Consider the following 15,122-nt stretch of genomic DNA (forward strand, 5'->3'; position numbering starts at 1 on the left):
TCAGATAAAGAGGGGGCCATTGTACGCTGTGAACGGGCTGGGATCTACCTGTGGAAAATGTGGGTATGGATTTGCCCGATCAGGGGCGAATGGTACGCATGATCGGGTTTTGCAGGGAGATCAACGTCTCGGTGGACTGAATTTCATCGATTGTTTGGATCTTGTTGATAAGTACCTGCTGCAGGGCATCTATGGATCGACACATCACCTTGATAAAGATGCTGTAGTGGCCGGTGGTGTAGTACGCCTCTGTGACTTCATCGAGCGCGTTCAGCTTCGCCAGCGCGGAAGGATAATCTTTTGCGCTTTTAAGAATAATGCCAATAAAGCAGCAGACGTCATAGCCCAGCTGTTTTGGGCTGACATCGATACGAGCCCCGGTAATGATCCCCGCCTGTTTCATCTTCTCTACACGAACGTGAATCGTCCCCGGGCTGACGCCAAACTGCTTCGCCAGTTCGGCATAGGCGGTACGGGCATTGGCCATTAACGCCTCCAGGATGCCGCGGTCCAGATTATCGATCTGATAATTTTCCATAGCTTTTTCTTATGAAGATTAATGAATCACTCTATTCTAGCGTTAAATTTTAACGAATCAAAAGTGAAGGTGGCTTTTTGTTGTTTGATTATTGAATTGAATGCCTTTTCTGTTGCTTAATCAATACCAACAGGACGCAGGAGTATAAATAATGAAAACCGCTTATATCGCAAAACAACGCCAGATCAGTTTCGTTAAATCCCATTTTTCCCGCCAACTGGAAGAGAAGCTGGGTCTGATTGAAGTTCAGGCACCGATTCTCAGCCGCGTGGGTGATGGGACGCAGGATAACTTGTCCGGATGCGAAAAAGCGGTGCAGGTGAAAGTGAAAACACTGCCAGACGCCCAGTTCGAAGTGGTTCATTCCCTCGCGAAGTGGAAGCGTCAAACCCTGGGACAGCACGACTTCAGCGCGGGCGAAGGACTCTACACGCACATGAAAGCCCTCCGCCCCGATGAAGACCGCCTGTCTGCCATTCACTCCGTTTACGTTGACCAGTGGGACTGGGAGCGCGTAATGGGTGATGGCGAGCGCCATGTCGGCACGCTGAAATCCACCGTTGAGGCGATCTACGCCGGGATCAAAGCGACCGAAGCGGCCGTAAGCAAAGAGTTTGGTCTGGCACCGTTCCTGCCGGAATCGATCCACTTTGTTCACAGCCAGGAGTTGCTGAGTCGTTTCCCGGATCTGGATGCTAAAGGTCGTGAACGTGCGATCGCTAAAGAACTGGGTGCCGTCTTCCTGATGGGGATCGGCGGTAAGCTGTCGGATGGTAAACGTCATGATGTTCGTGCACCGGATTATGATGACTGGAGCACCATGAGCGAGGGCGAATTTGCCGGTCTCAACGGCGATATTCTGGTCTGGAACCCCGTGCTGGAAGATGCGTTTGAACTCTCCTCAATGGGGATCCGCGTGGATGCTGATGCGCTGAAACGCCAGCTGGCGGTGACCGGTGATGAAGATCGTCTCACGCTGGAATGGCACCAGGCGCTGCTGCGCGGTGAGATGCCGCAGACCATTGGCGGCGGCATCGGCCAGTCCCGTCTGACCATGCTGCTGCTGCAACTGTCGCATATTGGTCAGGTGCAGTGTGGTGTCTGGCCGCAGCAGGTACGCGAAAGCGTCAGCTCGCTTCTGTAATTAACGCTGCCAGCGCCTGAGCAGGCGGCTACGCAACCCGGTATCAAAGCGCCAGATATGATCGAAGATGCGCATGATGCCGGGTTTTCCATGGGCGGACATCGCCACTGCGTGGAAACGGTGCTGATGCACCCGCTGTAACTCCTTCACTTTATTCACCACGTCATCCGGCAGCCGCTGGGCAATAAAATCGGAAATCACCACCGCGTCAGCGTCGTACCAGTCGCCGCCCTGCATACGTTCCACAATGCTGCGAAAACAGCTGGCCAGATCGGTACCGCCGCGAAAACGCTGGCTTAAAAAGCGGATCGCCTGCTCAATACCCTGCTGATGGGTCAGCTCATAGCTGACCACTTCGCTGGAAAAGAGCATGATAAAGCAGCGACGCCGGTCAGCGAGCGCCACGCGCATCAGCGCCAGGCAGAACGCTTTGGCACACTGTTCGTTGAAACCGCCCATCGAGCCAGATGTATCCACACAGACGATAAATGGGCCGCGCGGTTGCTCATCAAAATCCTGATGGACCACCGGACGTTGGCTGATTTTTTCGCGCCAGGCTTCGCCATGCAGGCGATAGGTCAGAAGCTGTTTTTCCACCAGCCGACGATAAAACTCATATTCCAGCTCGGTCATCCCGAGCGTGCTCAGCTCCGTAGGCAGCAGGCGTAAAATGTCATCGCTTTGCTGGAGCCCATCCACCTGTTCCGGCACGGTGGCCGGTTCCCGCACCAGGGTGCGGAAGGTTTCCATCGGGGCATCCTTCTTTGGGACCGATTTAGCCTCCCTTGAGCGACCCAGCTGTTCCGCAAGCTTCATCAGCTCGGGCTGCTGCGCCAGGAAATCACCATACCGGACAATCAGCTGATAATCCCCACGCCTGATTTGGCCTGCACTCATATCCCAGAGACGTCCGGCGGCGTTTTCATTTTCTACCAGTACCTGCTCCAGCTGACCGCTTAAGGTCATGCGTTCCTGAACTTCGCTGAGCAATTGTTCACGCTCTTCATCCAGCAGCTGCTGGTTCAGCGTCGTGGCCTGAACCACAAGGCTGAGGCGCCAGCGCTGTAAAAAGAGTGTGTGTAAGGCGGGGGTGAAGGTGGCGTTATCGGTGACCAGCGCCCGGGCCTGGCTGGCAAATGGGGAGTGTACTTTATCGAGTAACGTCAGGGTTTGCGGGATCTGAACAATAAACTGCGACGTGGAAAGCCGCTGGCACTGCTGATAGCAGGCCACCTCTTCGGTTAACTCCTGTGGCACTTCGGTCTCTTTAAACCGCTGTCGCAGGTTGTCCCGCCAGCGCGGGAGATCGTCCGTCATCGCTTTTTTTAGCTTCGGGAATTTTTCAAAAAAAGCCGCCAGCTGAGGAGACGCCAGAAGAGTAATAATCACCTCTTCGATCAACCCATCTTCGCTGACGGCCAGCATGACGTTAAGCGTATCCAGCGTTAGCATTGACGAGCCTGTTTGATCTGCGCGCTCACATCCTGCAGGCTGGCTTCAATGCGACCTAACCAGTCGCTGTGAATAAAGAGGCACTTTTGCTGTTCGCTGAAGCGCGTATGCTGCTGATGCCATTCGGTATCCAGCGCCTCCAGCTGCTGCGTGATCTCTTCCGGTACGCTGTCAGAGGCGCTTCCCGGGAGGGCAAGGCGTGACCCCTGCAGGCTTACGTCGCGGATCACCAGGTGCTGACTGCTGTCCACTTCCATATTCAGCGGCTGTGCAAAGCCTATACCGTTAAGCTTACCGCGGATCTCTCCGCCCTTATCAAGCCACTGGGCCAGCGCGTCACGCTCAAGCGTAATGTGCACCACCTGCATGTCATGGAGTTTAAGCGGCTGCTGGAGAAGCAGCGTCAGCGTTGGGCTGGTCAGCTCAGCGGGCAGTTCGTAGTGCGGTTTACGGGCGAACATGCCGCCAAGACGGTTCACCTTCAGTGCTGTTTTATCACTTTGCTGCTGCTGTAGCTGAATGCGCCGTTGGGCTATCGCCCCAAGCTGGTTGAGCATTGATTGCTGGCCCCAGGCGTGTCCGGTCATCAATATTTCAAGCTGCTGCTGCATCAGATTCATCCCTTCGGCATCGTGCCAGAGGCAGTCTTTCAGCAGGATAAGATCGATAGGGGCAACCGCGTCGCGCCCGCTGAACAGGGCGCTGGCCTGCAGCAGACGGATTGCTTTTTTCCAGCGACGGTCGGAAACATAAGGTGCAGAAGGAAGGAGATCAAGCTGCTGACGGAGCTGGTAGATCAACTCAAAGACCGCGTCCGGCAGTGTGATTTTGCCGATATCCACCTGCCACTGCTGATACTCCTCGTCCGTGACCTGCAGTGAAGCGGCTACCGGGTTTTCATTTTCATCCTGCTGGCTGATCAGCATGGAGCGGAAGTTCGATTTATCCTGCACTTTGTCCAGCCACAGGCGGATCAGCATGCGGTCATACAGCGCTTCAAGGCTGCTGTCGGCTTCGGGAAGTTCGTTCGAGGCGGCCACCAGCAGGCGCATCGGGATTTTTTCTTCGCTGGCGCCGTTACGGAACCGGCGTTCGTTAATCGCCGTGAGCAGTGTATTCAGAATGGCCGGTCCCGCTTTCCAGATCTCATCGAGAAATACAATCTCTGCTTCCGGCAGATACCCCTCGGTAAGGCGTTGATAACGCCCCTCATCTTTCAGCGCCTGGATGGACAGCGGGCCGAAAACCTCTTCAGGGGTGGAAAAGCGGGTCATCAGGTATTCGAAGGCGCGTGCATTCTGAAAGGCAAATTTCAGCCTACGGGCAATCAGGCTTTTGGCAATGCCCGGCGGGCCAAGCAGAAATACGCTTTCACCGCTCAACGCCGCCAGTAAACAGAGGCGGATGGCGTGACTGCGTTCGAAAAGACCTTTCTCCAGTGCGCTGCTGAGACGGGAAATTCTTTCTGCTAATAAATGTGAGTGAGCCATAATAGTTTTTGCATCCTTTCGCCGTCGTGGCGGCTAATTGAAGCGAGTATAGACGTTTCAGTCAGGGCTGGTAATAGGCTGAAGTGCGGCGCAATTTTCTTTGCGCTACATTAATGCGGTTGCATTTAGGGGTTCGATTTTGCAACGAATCGTGCATACTGTGCGCTTTTTGTGGACCAAGGGAACAGGAACACATTTGTTATTTAAACGAAAAGACTAGTCTATGAGCACTGATAATAAGCAATCATTACCCGCAATTACGCTTGCGGCGATCGGGGTTGTCTACGGTGATATCGGCACCAGCCCGCTTTATACGCTTCGTGAATGTCTGTCCGGCCAGTTTGGCTTTGGTGTTGAACGCGATGCCGTATTTGGCTTCCTGTCCCTCATCTTCTGGCTGCTGATCCTGGTGGTTTCTGTTAAATACCTCTCCTTTGTGATGCGTGCAGATAACGCTGGTGAGGGGGGGATCCTGACCCTGATGTCCCTTGCGGGGCGCAACACCTCGGCCAGAATGACATCGGTACTGGTTATTATTGGCCTGATTGGTGGCAGCTTCTTCTATGGGGAAGTGGTCATCACGCCTGCTATCTCGGTGCTTTCGGCGATTGAGGGGCTTGAGATTATCGCACCGCAGCTTGATACGTGGGTGGTTCCGCTGGCGATAATCGTTCTGACGTTGCTGTTTATTATCCAGAAGCACGGTACCGGGCTGGTGGGGAAACTGTTCGCACCGATTATGCTGGCCTGGTTCCTGATTCTGGCGGCGCTCGGTTTGCGCGGAGTTATTGGCAACCCGGAGGTTCTGCAGGCGCTGAACCCATACTGGGCTATCCATTTCTTCCTTGAATACAAAGTCGTTTCCTTCGTGGCGCTCGGCGCTGTTGTGCTCTCTATTACCGGTGTCGAAGCGCTGTATGCAGATATGGGGCACTTCGGCAAACTGCCGATTCGCGTGGCGTGGTTTTTAGTTGTCCTGCCATCGCTTGTATTGAACTACTTCGGGCAGGGGGCGCTGCTGCTGAAAAACCCGGAAGCGATTAAAAACCCCTTCTTCCTGCTGGCCCCGGATTGGGCGCTGGTGCCGATGCTTATTCTGGCCACGCTGGCCACCGTTATCGCTTCTCAGGCGGTCATTTCCGGCGTGTTCTCTCTGACGCGCCAGGCCGTGCGTCTGGGGTATCTCTCTCCCATGCGTATCATCCATACCTCAGAGATGGAGTCAGGCCAGATCTACATCCCGTTTGTTAACTGGCTGCTCTATTTTGCTGTGGTGATCGTGATCGTCAGCTTTGAGCACTCCAGCAACCTGGCCGCGGCGTACGGTATTGCGGTAACAGGCACCATGGTGCTGACATCGCTTCTTTCCACCACGGTGGCGTACCGAAACTGGCACTGGAACAAGTTCCTCGTGGCGATGATTCTGGTGGGCTTCCTGTGCATCGACGTACCGCTGTTCTCGGCAAACCTCGATAAGATTGTCTCCGGCGGCTGGCTGCCGCTGACGCTTGGTCTGTTGATGTTCATTGTGATGACCACGTGGAAAAGCGAGCGTTTCCGTCTGCTGCGTCGTATGCATGAACACGGAAACTCCCTGGAGGCGATGATTGCCTCGCTGGAGAAATCCCCACCGGTTCGCGTACCGGGCACGGCGGTGTATATGTCTCGTGCATTGAACGTTATTCCGTTCGCATTGATGCATAACCTCAAGCACAACAAGGTGCTGCATGAGCGGGTTATCCTGCTGACCCTGCGCACCGAAGATGCACCGTATGTTCACAACGTGCGCCGTGTTCAAATTGAGCAACTGTCGCCAACCTTCTGGCGCGTGGTGGCGAGCTACGGCTGGCGTGAGACGCCGAACGTGGAAGAGGTCTTCCACCGCTGCGGTCTGGAAGGCTTAAGCTGCCGCATGATGGAAACATCGTTCTTTATGTCGCATGAGTCGCTGATTATCGGTAAACGTCCGTGGTATCTGCGCCTGCGCGGCAAGCTGTATCTTATTCTGCAGCGAAACGCCCTGCGTGCGCCGGACCAGTTTGAGATCCCGCCTAACCGCGTGATCGAGCTGGGAACCCAGGTCGAGATTTAAGCTTCTTAAAATGCCGGGTGGCGCTTCGCTTACCCGGCCTACTCATACTCAATATTCCCGCCAAAATTTACGTCTCATTTCACTTAGCGAAACGTTTCGACACCGATCACAATTCTGTTACGTCATGGTGGTTTTCTGAACACTCTTAAGACTAAACTGATTTCAGCGAAACGTTTCGCTAGTGGAGCAAGAAAATGAAGAAAGGCACGGTTCTCAACTCAGAAATCTCGTCGGTTATTTCCCGTCTTGGGCATACCGATACGCTGGTGGTTTGCGATGCAGGCTTACCGGTTCCGCGCAGCACAACCCGTATTGATATGGCGTTAACGCAGGGCGTGCCCTCGTTTATGCAGGTACTGGATGTAGTGACCGCGGAGATGCAGGTTGAGGCGGCCATTCTCGCAGCGGAAATCAAACAACATAATCCGCAACTCCACGAAACGTTGCTCAATCACATTGAGCAACTGCAACAACACCAGGGAAACACCATAGAAATTCGTTACACAACGCACGAACAGTTCAAACAACAAACCGCAGACAGTCAGGCGGTGATTCGCAGCGGGGAGTGTTCCCCGTATGCGAATATCATTCTCTGTGCTGGCGTCACCTTCTGAGGCCATCATGGACGCATTACTGCAACTTAAAGGGATCGATAAATCGTTCCCGGGCGTAAAAGCCCTTTCTGGCGCGGCGCTGAACGTTTATGCCGGACGCGTAATGGCGCTGGTGGGCGAGAATGGCGCCGGCAAATCCACCATGATGAAAGTGCTGACCGGTATCTATCAACGCGATGCCGGTTCACTTTTGTGGCTGGGTAAAGAGACCACCTTCAGCGGTCCAAAAGCCTCGCAGGAAGCGGGGATCGGCATTATTCACCAGGAACTGAACCTGATCCCGCAGCTCACTATTGCGGAGAACATCTTCCTTGGCCGCGAATTTGTTAACCGGTTTGGCAAAATTGACTGGAAAACGATGTATGCCGAAGCGGATAAGCTGCTGGCGAAGCTCAACCTGCGCTTCAAAAGCCACCGTCTGGTGGGCGAACTCTCCATTGGCGACCAGCAGATGGTGGAGATCGCGAAAGTGCTGAGCTTTGAGTCGAAGGTCATCATTATGGATGAACCGACGGACGCCCTGACCGATACCGAAACCGAATCCCTGTTCCGCGTCATCCGCGAGCTGAAATCGCAGGGACGTGGAATTGTCTATATCTCTCACCGTATGAAAGAGATTTTCGAGATCTGCGACGACGTTACCGTCTTCCGCGACGGGCAGTTTATTGCCGAGCGTGAAGTGGCATCGCTGACGGAAGATACGCTTATCGAAATGATGGTGGGACGCAAGCTCGAAGATCAATACCCGCACCTCGACAAAGCACCGGGTGAGATCCGCCTGAAGGTGGATAATCTCTGTGGCCCGGGCGTGGATAATGTCTCCTTTACCCTGCGCAAAGGGGAAATTCTTGGCGTGGCAGGGCTAATGGGCGCCGGCCGTACCGAGCTGATGAAAGTGCTGTACGGTGCGCTGCCGCGATCCAGCGGTTATGTCACTCTCGACGGGCATGAAGTGGTGACGCGCTCTCCGCAGGATGGCCTGGCGAATGGTATTGTTTATATCTCCGAAGACCGTAAGCGCGACGGCTTAGTGCTGGGCATGTCGGTGAAAGAGAACATGTCTCTTACCGCCCTGCGCTATTTCAGCCGCAGCGGCGGCAGCCTGAAACATAAAGATGAACAGCAGGCAGTCAGCGATTTTATCCGCCTCTTTAATGTGAAAACCCCCTCGATGGAACAGGCGATTGGCCTGCTGTCCGGCGGTAATCAACAGAAAGTGGCGATTGCACGCGGGCTGATGACGCGCCCGAAAGTGTTGATCCTTGATGAACCTACCCGCGGCGTGGACGTAGGGGCCAAAAAAGAGATCTATCAGCTGATTAACCAGTTCAAGGCCGACGGTCTGAGCATCATTCTGGTCTCTTCCGAGATGCCAGAGGTATTAGGCATGAGCGATCGCATTATCGTCATGCATGAAGGGCATCTCGGCGGTGAATTCACTCGCGAGCAGGCCACCCAGGAAGTTCTGATGGCTGCCGCTGTGGGCAAGCTTAATCGCGTGAATCAGGAGTAAGAAGATGACTACCCAGGCTGTTTCTGGTCGCCGTTATTTCACAAAGGCATGGCTGATGGAACAAAAATCGCTGATTGCCCTGCTGGTGCTGATCGCGATTGTGTCGACCATGAGCCCCAATTTCTTCACCGTTAATAACCTGTTCAACATTCTTCAGCAGACCTCCGTGAACGCCATTATGGCGGTCGGGATGACGCTGGTGATCCTGACATCGGGTATCGATCTGTCCGTCGGTTCCCTGCTGGCGCTCACCGGTGCGGTTGCTGCTTCAATCGTCGGGATTGAGGTCAACGCGCTGGTGGCCGTTGCCGCTGCGCTGGCGCTGGGTGCGGCAATTGGTGCTGTCACCGGGGTTATTGTGGCGAAAGGTCGTGTTCAGGCGTTTATTGCGACGCTGGTCATGATGCTGCTGCTGCGCGGTGTCACCATGGTGTATACCAACGGCAGCCCGGTTAACACCGGCTTTACGGACAACGCCGATCTGTTTGGCTGGTTCGGTATCGGTCGCCCGCTGGGTATCCCGACGCCGGTCTGGATCATGGCCATCGTCTTCCTGGCGGCGTGGTACATGCTGCACCACACGCGTCTGGGCCGCTATATTTATGCACTGGGTGGTAACGAAGCGGCAACGCGTCTGTCCGGTATCAGCGTCAACAAAGTTAAAATTATCGTTTACTCACTGTGCGGTTTGCTGGCCTCTCTGGCGGGCATCATCGAAGTGGCGCGCCTCTCTTCCGCGCAGCCAACGGCGGGTACGGGGTATGAGCTGGATGCCATTGCGGCAGTGGTTCTGGGCGGTACGAGTCTTGCGGGCGGTAAAGGTCGCATTGTTGGGACATTGATCGGCGCACTGATTCTCGGTTTCCTGAATAATGGTTTGAATTTGTTAGGTGTTTCCTCCTATTACCAGATGATCGTTAAAGCAGTGGTGATTTTGCTGGCGGTCCTGGTAGACAACAAAAAACAGTAACTGACGACACTACAGGACATCTTAGATATGAACATGAAAAAACTGGCTACCCTGGTTTCTGCTGTCGCGCTGAGCGCAACCGTAAGTGCTAACGCTATGGCGAAAGACACCATCGCGCTGGTTATCTCCACGCTAAACAACCCGTTCTTCGTCTCCCTGAAGGATGGCGCACAGAAAGAAGCCGACAAACTGGGCTACAACCTGGTGGTGCTGGATTCACAGAACAACCCGGCGAAAGAGCTGGCTAACGTGCAGGACTTAACCGTTCGCGGCACCAAAATCCTGCTGATCAACCCAACCGATTCTGACGCGGTGGGTAACGCCGTTAAGATGGCAAACCAGGCGAAGATCCCGGTGATCACCCTGGACCGTCAGGCAACGAAAGGCGACGTTGTGAGCCACATTGCGTCTGATAACGTGCTGGGCGGTAAAATCGCGGGTGACTACATCGCGAAGAAAGCAGGTGAAGGCGCGAAAGTTATCGAACTGCAGGGTATTGCCGGTACGTCCGCAGCCCGCGAACGTGGCGAAGGTTTCCAGCAGGCGGTTGCGGCTCACAAATTTAACGTCCTGGCCAGCCAGCCTGCTGACTTCGACCGTACTAAAGGTCTGAACGTCATGCAGAACCTGCTGACCGCGCACCCAGACGTGCAGGCGGTGTTCGCACAGAACGACGAAATGGCGCTCGGCGCGCTGCGTGCCCTGCAGACTGCAGGTAAATCTGATGTGATGGTTGTCGGATTTGACGGCACACCAGATGGAGAAAAAGCGGTAAATGATGGCAAACTGGCGGCGACCATCGCTCAGCTGCCTGAGCAGATCGGCGCGACTGGCGTGCAGACTGCTGACAAAGTGCTGAAGGGCGAAAAAGTTCAGGCTAAATATCCAGTTGACCTGAAACTGGTCATCAAGCAGTAAAAAGGCGATTCAGGCAGTCGCTGGCTGCCTGAGGGACACCAATAAAGAAAAGTGTGGCATACGCCACCGGGTCACACCGGTGGCGCTCTCAGATGGACAGCTCAACCATGAAAACCGCAGGCAACCTCGTCGTCCTTGGCAGTATCAATGCCGATCACATTCTTAACCTTGAATCCTTCCCGACGCCGGGCGAAACCGTCACCGGCAACCATTATCAGGTGGCATTTGGCGGTAAAGGTGCCAACCAGGCGGTTGCAGCAGGACGCAGTGGGGCAAATATCGCGTTTATCGCCTGTACAGGTGATGACGATACCGGTGAGCGCGTGCATAAACAGCTCGCCAGCGATAACATCGATGTTGCGCCAGTCAGCGTTGTTGCAGGGGAATCGACCGGCGTGGCGCTGATTTTCGTCAACGCGGAAGGTGAGAATGTCATCGGTATTCATGCAGGCGCGAATGCCCGTCTTACGACGGACCGCGTTGAAGCACAGCGCGAGCTTATTGCTAATGCCGACGCGTTACTGATGCAACTGGAATCGCCCGTAGAAAGCGTACTGGCGGCCGCTGACATTGCGCATCAAAATCATACCACTGTCGTACTTAATCCTGCGCCTGCCCGTGTATTATCAGACGAACTGCTGGCGCGGGTGGACATCATTACACCGAACGAAACCGAAGCGGAAAAACTGACGGGCATTGGTGTTGAAAATGATGATGACGCAGCACGTGCCGCGAAAGCGCTGCATGATAAAGGCATCGGCACCGTTATCATTACCCTCGGTAGCCGCGGCGTGTGGGCAAGCGTAAACGGCGAAGGCCGTCGCGTGCCGGGCTTTAAGGTCAAGGCGATTGACACCATCGCGGCAGGCGATACGTTTAACGGAGCATTGGTGACAGCGCTGCTGGAAGGAAAGGGAATGGATGATGCTATCCGCTTTGCGCATGCTGCTGCGGCTATCGCCGTCACGCGCAAAGGTGCCCAGCCCTCCGTTCCGTGGCGTAAAGAGATCGATGAATTCTTAAGTCAGCAGGGGTAACGCTTGGCCACAATGAAAGATGTCGCCCGCCTGGCGGGCGTTTCTACGTCGACAGTCTCCCACGTCATTAATAACGATCGCTTCGTCAGCGAGGCGATTCGGGAGAAAGTCGAAGCCGCAGTGAAAGATCTCAACTATGCGCCGTCTGCGCTGGCCCGCAGCCTGAAGCTCAACCAGACGCGCACCATTGGCATGCTGATCACCGCCAGTACGAATCCCTTTTATTCTGAACTTGTCCGCGGGGTGGAACGCAGCTGCTTCGAACGCGGCTACAGTCTGGTGCTGTGCAATACCGAAGGGGATGAGCAGCGTATGAACCGTAATCTGGAGACGCTGATGCAAAAACGCGTCGACGGGTTACTGCTGCTGTGTACCGAAACGCATCAACCCTCGAAAGAGATCATTCAGCGTTATCCGTCTATCCCCACAGTGATGATGGACTGGGCGCCGTTCGACGGGACCAGCGATCTGATTCAGGATAACTCCCTGCTGGGCGGAGATATGGCAACCCAGTATCTGATCGACAAAGGCCATACCCGCATCGCCTGCATTACTGGTCCGCTGGATAAAACCCCGGCGCGGCTACGTCTGGAGGGGTACCTTTCCGCGATGGCTCGGGCGGGACTCGCGGTTCCGGAGGGTTACCGTATTACCGGCGATTTTGAATTTCAGGGCGGTTTCGAGGCGATGCAGACATTGCTGGCACAGACACCGCGCCCGCAGGCCGTCTTTATTGGCAACGATGCCATGGCGTTTGGGGCATATAAGGCGTTGTACCAGGCGGGATTGCGTATTCCTGACGATATGGCGGTGATTGGCTACGATGATATCGAACTGGCCAGCTACATGACCCCGCCGCTGACCACGATCCATCAGCCAAAAGATGAACTGGGTGAGCTGGCCATTGATGTATTAATCCACCGAATGGCGCAGCCCACGCTGCAGCAGCAACGTCTGCAGCTTACTCCTGTTCTGATGGAACGGGGTTCGGTTTAGCTTTTGTTTTGTGGCGTTCTTTAATCAGGTTTCGACCATCTTTCGGTTTTAACAGCATAAAGACCAGCGCTGAAACGACGGTAAGTCCGCCCATCGTGATAAAGGTATAGTGGAACTGCTCGACGGTGTTCGCGCTGTCAAAACCTTCATAGAACCGCAGTACCGCGGCACTGACAGCCACCCCAAGGCTGATTGATAACTGTTGAGTCACCGCCAGCACGCTGTTGCCACTACTGGCGTTGTCGTCAGTCAGATCCGCGAGAGTAATCGTGTTCATCGACGTGAACTGCGTTGACATTGCCATACCCAGCACAAACAACGGCAGGATCAGCATCCAGACGGGAAGCGAGGCAGATTGTAGCGAGAACTGTGCAATCATCAGCCCGATAAAGACCGTTACACCAACCAGCGTCTTCCGATAGCCAAACCAGCGCAGCACCTGCGTGACGGTTGATTTGGCCAGAATTGAGCCCATTGCCGTGGGCGCCATCATGCAGCCGGCTATCAGGGCCGGATAGCCGAAACCGACCTGCAGCATCAGAGGCATCAAAAACGGTACGCAGCCCGTCCCCAGGCGCGAAGCAATATTCCCCGCGATACCTACCGAGAAAGTGCGCGTATTAAAGAGAGACAGCGAAATCAGCGGTGTCGGGTGACGGCGTGCATGACGTATATAAAGAAGGAACAGCAAAATACCGCCAAGAATGACAGCCAGCGCAAGCCATGTTGCCACTATCTTCTCACCAAACAGCTCCATCCCGCTGGAGAACAATACCAGGCTCAGACCAAACAGGAAAAAACCACCCATATCGAAACTGCGTCTTGGCGTGGTGAAGTTCGGCATATATTTGCGGGCATACAGCAGCCCCGCTACGCCAATTGGAATGTTAATCAGGAAGATCCAGTGCCAGCTGGCCCAGGTGACAAACACACCGCCCAGCACCGGGCCAAGTATCGGGCCGACCAGGCCGGGCATGGTGACGAAGTTGAGCACGGGAAGCAATTCACTGCGCGGATAGGCGCGCAAAAGTGCCAGGCGCGCCACGGGCATCATCATCGCGCCGCCAATTCCCTGCAGAACGCGGAAGATAACCAGTTCGGTCAGAGAGGATGATAATGCACAGGCCAGCGAACCGAGCGTAAAGAGCGTTACGGCCAACATAAATACGCGACGGGTGCCGAAGCGATCGGCCAGCCAGCCGCTCACCGGGATCAGCATTGCAACCGTCAGGGTGTAACTGATGATGGCGGACTGCATCGCCAGCGGCGATCGGTTAAGGCTTTGCGCAATGGCGGGAAGTGCGGTGTTGAGGATGGTGGCATCCAGTGCCTGCATAAAGAACGCCATGGCTGCAATCCACGGCAGCCCGGCCATGCTGCGTGCTTTTTTCTTTGTCATTTATTCACCTGCTGGTGGGTTGGCGCGGCCAGTAACGCCTGGCACGCGCTCAGGGCTCGTTGCCCGTCGCTCTCCTGAATGGCATCGACAATGGCCTGATGCAGATCCAGCTTCACCACTTCGTCCTGAGTAATAGAGGTAAAGTAGGTGTGGTACACCGAATGGAATAAAGAAGCAAAAGAGGTAAGGAACGGATTGGCGCTCATCATATAGATATGTTCATGCCAGGCCATATCGACCTCAACCCAGCGCTCGCGGTTGAAGTGCTTTTTCAGGAACACCATCTCTTCCATTAAGGTGTTGAGCTGGGCTTTTTGTTCTGCTGTCCCGAGCGTGGCGGCAAGCAGGCAGGCCTGCGGCTCAAGACTGCTGCGCATCACCAGAAAGTGATCGACGACCTGATTGAAGTTGTCTTCTGTCATCCACCAGGAGAGAAGTTCCTGATCGAGGAAGTTCCAGTTGCTTTGTGGCATTACCCGCGTGCCAATGCGCGGGCGCGGTAGCACCATGCCTTTTGCTGTTAAGGTTTTCACTGCTTCGCGAACGGCGGTACGACTCACGCCAAACTGCTCGCCCAGCTCCATTTCGCCCGGCAGGATGCTACCCGGGGCATATTTACCCGCTAAAATCAGCTGAGCCAGCTTTTCTGCCAGCACATAAGACAGGTTTTTTTGGGCCGCCAGCTGTTGTGCGCTCAATGGCATTGCTTTTATTCCTTAATGATTCTTGTCGATAAGTATGCCACCGTGAATGTGATTGTGGTTGCAGATACATCAAATAGAACACTTTGTAGCTTGATTTCATCGCTATTGGTGAAAAAAAACACGGACGGAAACTTTTTTTAAATTTCCTCTTGTCACTTCAGAATAACTCCCTATAATGCGCCTCCACTGACACGGAACAACGGCACACACGCCGCCGGGTCAGCAGAGAAAAGCAAATTAAACGCTTGACTCTGA

13 protein-coding genes are annotated in these 15,122 nt (G+C 54.7%); 8 read left to right on the top strand and 5 right to left on the bottom strand.

The genetic code is table 11. The features are described 5' to 3' along the window. Positions 1 to 79: 79 nt before the first annotated feature. Entirely contained in the window at positions 80 to 538 is a 459-nt protein-coding gene (gene asnC, locus ACOTX3_RS22760) for a transcriptional regulator AsnC (RefSeq protein ID WP_008500198.1), read from the bottom strand. A 151-nt stretch (positions 539 to 689) separates the two neighbouring features. Here asnC and asnA point away from each other — a divergent pair, with 151 nt between their 5' ends. Beyond that, entirely contained in the window at positions 690 to 1,682 is a 993-nt protein-coding gene (gene asnA, locus ACOTX3_RS22765) for an aspartate--ammonia ligase (protein WP_013099401.1), read from the top strand. On the opposite strand, the gene viaA is transcribed toward asnA, so the two are convergent. Together viaA and ravA are read right to left on the bottom strand one after the other, a co-directional pair. Then, positions 1,683 to 3,134 carry an ATPase RavA stimulator ViaA gene (viaA, locus tag ACOTX3_RS22770; RefSeq protein ID WP_013099400.1) on the bottom strand — a complete coding sequence of 484 codons (1,452 nt, stop codon included), beginning with the start codon at positions 3,132 to 3,134 and terminating at the stop codon, positions 1,683 to 1,685. Next, complete coding sequence (gene ravA, locus ACOTX3_RS22775; protein WP_058679269.1) at positions 3,128 to 4,624, bottom strand: ATPase RavA; 1,497 nt, start codon at positions 4,622 to 4,624, stop codon at positions 3,128 to 3,130. The genes viaA and ravA overlap by 7 nt, the downstream gene beginning before the upstream one ends. Before the next feature lie 223 nt (positions 4,625 to 4,847). On the opposite strand from ravA, the gene kup reads away from it, so the two are divergent. The 7 genes from kup (at position 4,848) to rbsR (ending at position 12,764) form a co-directional block, all read left to right on the top strand. Further along, the gene (gene kup, locus ACOTX3_RS22780; protein WP_013099398.1) at positions 4,848 to 6,716 is read left to right on the top strand and encodes a low affinity potassium transporter Kup; all 1,869 of its coding nucleotides are present in this window, start codon (positions 4,848 to 4,850) and stop codon (positions 6,714 to 6,716) included. A 194-nt stretch (positions 6,717 to 6,910) separates the two neighbouring features. Then, complete coding sequence (gene rbsD / locus ACOTX3_RS22785; RefSeq protein WP_058679268.1) at positions 6,911 to 7,330, top strand: D-ribose pyranase; 420 nt, start codon at positions 6,911 to 6,913, stop codon at positions 7,328 to 7,330. A gap of 7 nt (positions 7,331 to 7,337) precedes the next feature. After that, positions 7,338 to 8,843: a ribose ABC transporter ATP-binding protein RbsA gene (gene rbsA / locus ACOTX3_RS22790; protein WP_013099396.1), complete on the top strand. Its 1,506-nt coding sequence runs from the start codon at positions 7,338 to 7,340 to the stop codon at positions 8,841 to 8,843. Positions 8,844 to 8,847: 4 nt separating this feature from the next. Further along, on the top strand, positions 8,848 to 9,813 hold the full coding sequence (gene rbsC, locus ACOTX3_RS22795; protein ID WP_029883505.1) for a ribose ABC transporter permease: 966 nt from the start codon (positions 8,848 to 8,850) through the stop codon (positions 9,811 to 9,813). A gap of 27 nt (positions 9,814 to 9,840) precedes the next feature. Next, on the top strand, positions 9,841 to 10,731 hold the full coding sequence (gene rbsB / locus ACOTX3_RS22800; RefSeq protein ID WP_013099394.1) for a ribose ABC transporter substrate-binding protein RbsB: 891 nt from the start codon (positions 9,841 to 9,843) through the stop codon (positions 10,729 to 10,731). A 107-nt stretch (positions 10,732 to 10,838) separates the two neighbouring features. Continuing rightward, positions 10,839 to 11,768, top strand: a complete 930-nt coding sequence (rbsK, locus tag ACOTX3_RS22805; RefSeq protein WP_058679273.1) for a ribokinase — start codon at positions 10,839 to 10,841, stop codon at positions 11,766 to 11,768. Positions 11,769 to 11,771: 3 nt separating this feature from the next. After that, a complete protein-coding gene (gene rbsR / locus ACOTX3_RS22810) occupies positions 11,772 to 12,764 on the top strand; it encodes a ribose operon transcriptional repressor RbsR (RefSeq protein WP_013099392.1) in 993 nt (330 codons plus the stop codon). On the opposite strand, the gene mdtD is transcribed toward rbsR, so the two are convergent. Then, positions 12,730 to 14,163, bottom strand: a complete 1,434-nt coding sequence (mdtD, locus tag ACOTX3_RS22815; protein ID WP_023622147.1) for a multidrug transporter subunit MdtD — start codon at positions 14,161 to 14,163, stop codon at positions 12,730 to 12,732. The two genes, rbsR and mdtD, sit on opposite strands and share 35 nt — an antisense overlap. Beyond that, positions 14,160 to 14,867, bottom strand: coding sequence for a FadR/GntR family transcriptional regulator (locus tag ACOTX3_RS22820; protein WP_013099390.1), 708 nt, complete (start codon positions 14,865 to 14,867; stop codon positions 14,160 to 14,162). Before ACOTX3_RS22820 ends, mdtD begins: the two co-directional genes overlap by 4 nt. Between the last annotated feature and the right edge of the window lie 255 nt (positions 14,868 to 15,122).

This window comes from Enterobacter cloacae complex sp. IR5384 (assembly GCF_049237265.1).
Taxonomy (GTDB): domain Bacteria; phylum Pseudomonadota; class Gammaproteobacteria; order Enterobacterales; family Enterobacteriaceae; genus Enterobacter; species Enterobacter cloacae.

What these genes read in the sequence shown, in the direction of transcription:
- mdtD (WP_023622147.1), bottom strand. Translation starts at nt 14,163, where the DNA reads ATGACAAAGAAAAAAGCACGCAGCATGGCCGGGCTGCCGTGGATTGCA.
- rbsK (WP_058679273.1), top strand. Translation starts at nt 10,839, where the DNA reads ATGAAAACCGCAGGCAACCTCGTCGTCCTTGGCAGTATCAATGCCGAT.
- kup (WP_013099398.1), top strand. Translation starts at nt 4,848, where the DNA reads ATGAGCACTGATAATAAGCAATCATTACCCGCAATTACGCTTGCGGCG.
- rbsB (WP_013099394.1), top strand. Translation starts at nt 9,841, where the DNA reads ATGAACATGAAAAAACTGGCTACCCTGGTTTCTGCTGTCGCGCTGAGC.
- viaA (WP_013099400.1), bottom strand. Translation starts at nt 3,134, where the DNA reads ATGCTAACGCTGGATACGCTTAACGTCATGCTGGCCGTCAGCGAAGAT.
- ACOTX3_RS22820 (WP_013099390.1), bottom strand. Translation starts at nt 14,867, where the DNA reads ATGCCATTGAGCGCACAACAGCTGGCGGCCCAAAAAAACCTGTCTTAT.
- rbsA (WP_013099396.1), top strand. Translation starts at nt 7,338, where the DNA reads ATGGACGCATTACTGCAACTTAAAGGGATCGATAAATCGTTCCCGGGC.
- asnC (WP_008500198.1), bottom strand. Translation starts at nt 538, where the DNA reads ATGGAAAATTATCAGATCGATAATCTGGACCGCGGCATCCTGGAGGCG.
- ravA (WP_058679269.1), bottom strand. Translation starts at nt 4,624, where the DNA reads ATGGCTCACTCACATTTATTAGCAGAAAGAATTTCCCGTCTCAGCAGC.
- rbsD (WP_058679268.1), top strand. Translation starts at nt 6,911, where the DNA reads ATGAAGAAAGGCACGGTTCTCAACTCAGAAATCTCGTCGGTTATTTCC.
- rbsC (WP_029883505.1), top strand. Translation starts at nt 8,848, where the DNA reads ATGACTACCCAGGCTGTTTCTGGTCGCCGTTATTTCACAAAGGCATGG.
- asnA (WP_013099401.1), top strand. Translation starts at nt 690, where the DNA reads ATGAAAACCGCTTATATCGCAAAACAACGCCAGATCAGTTTCGTTAAA.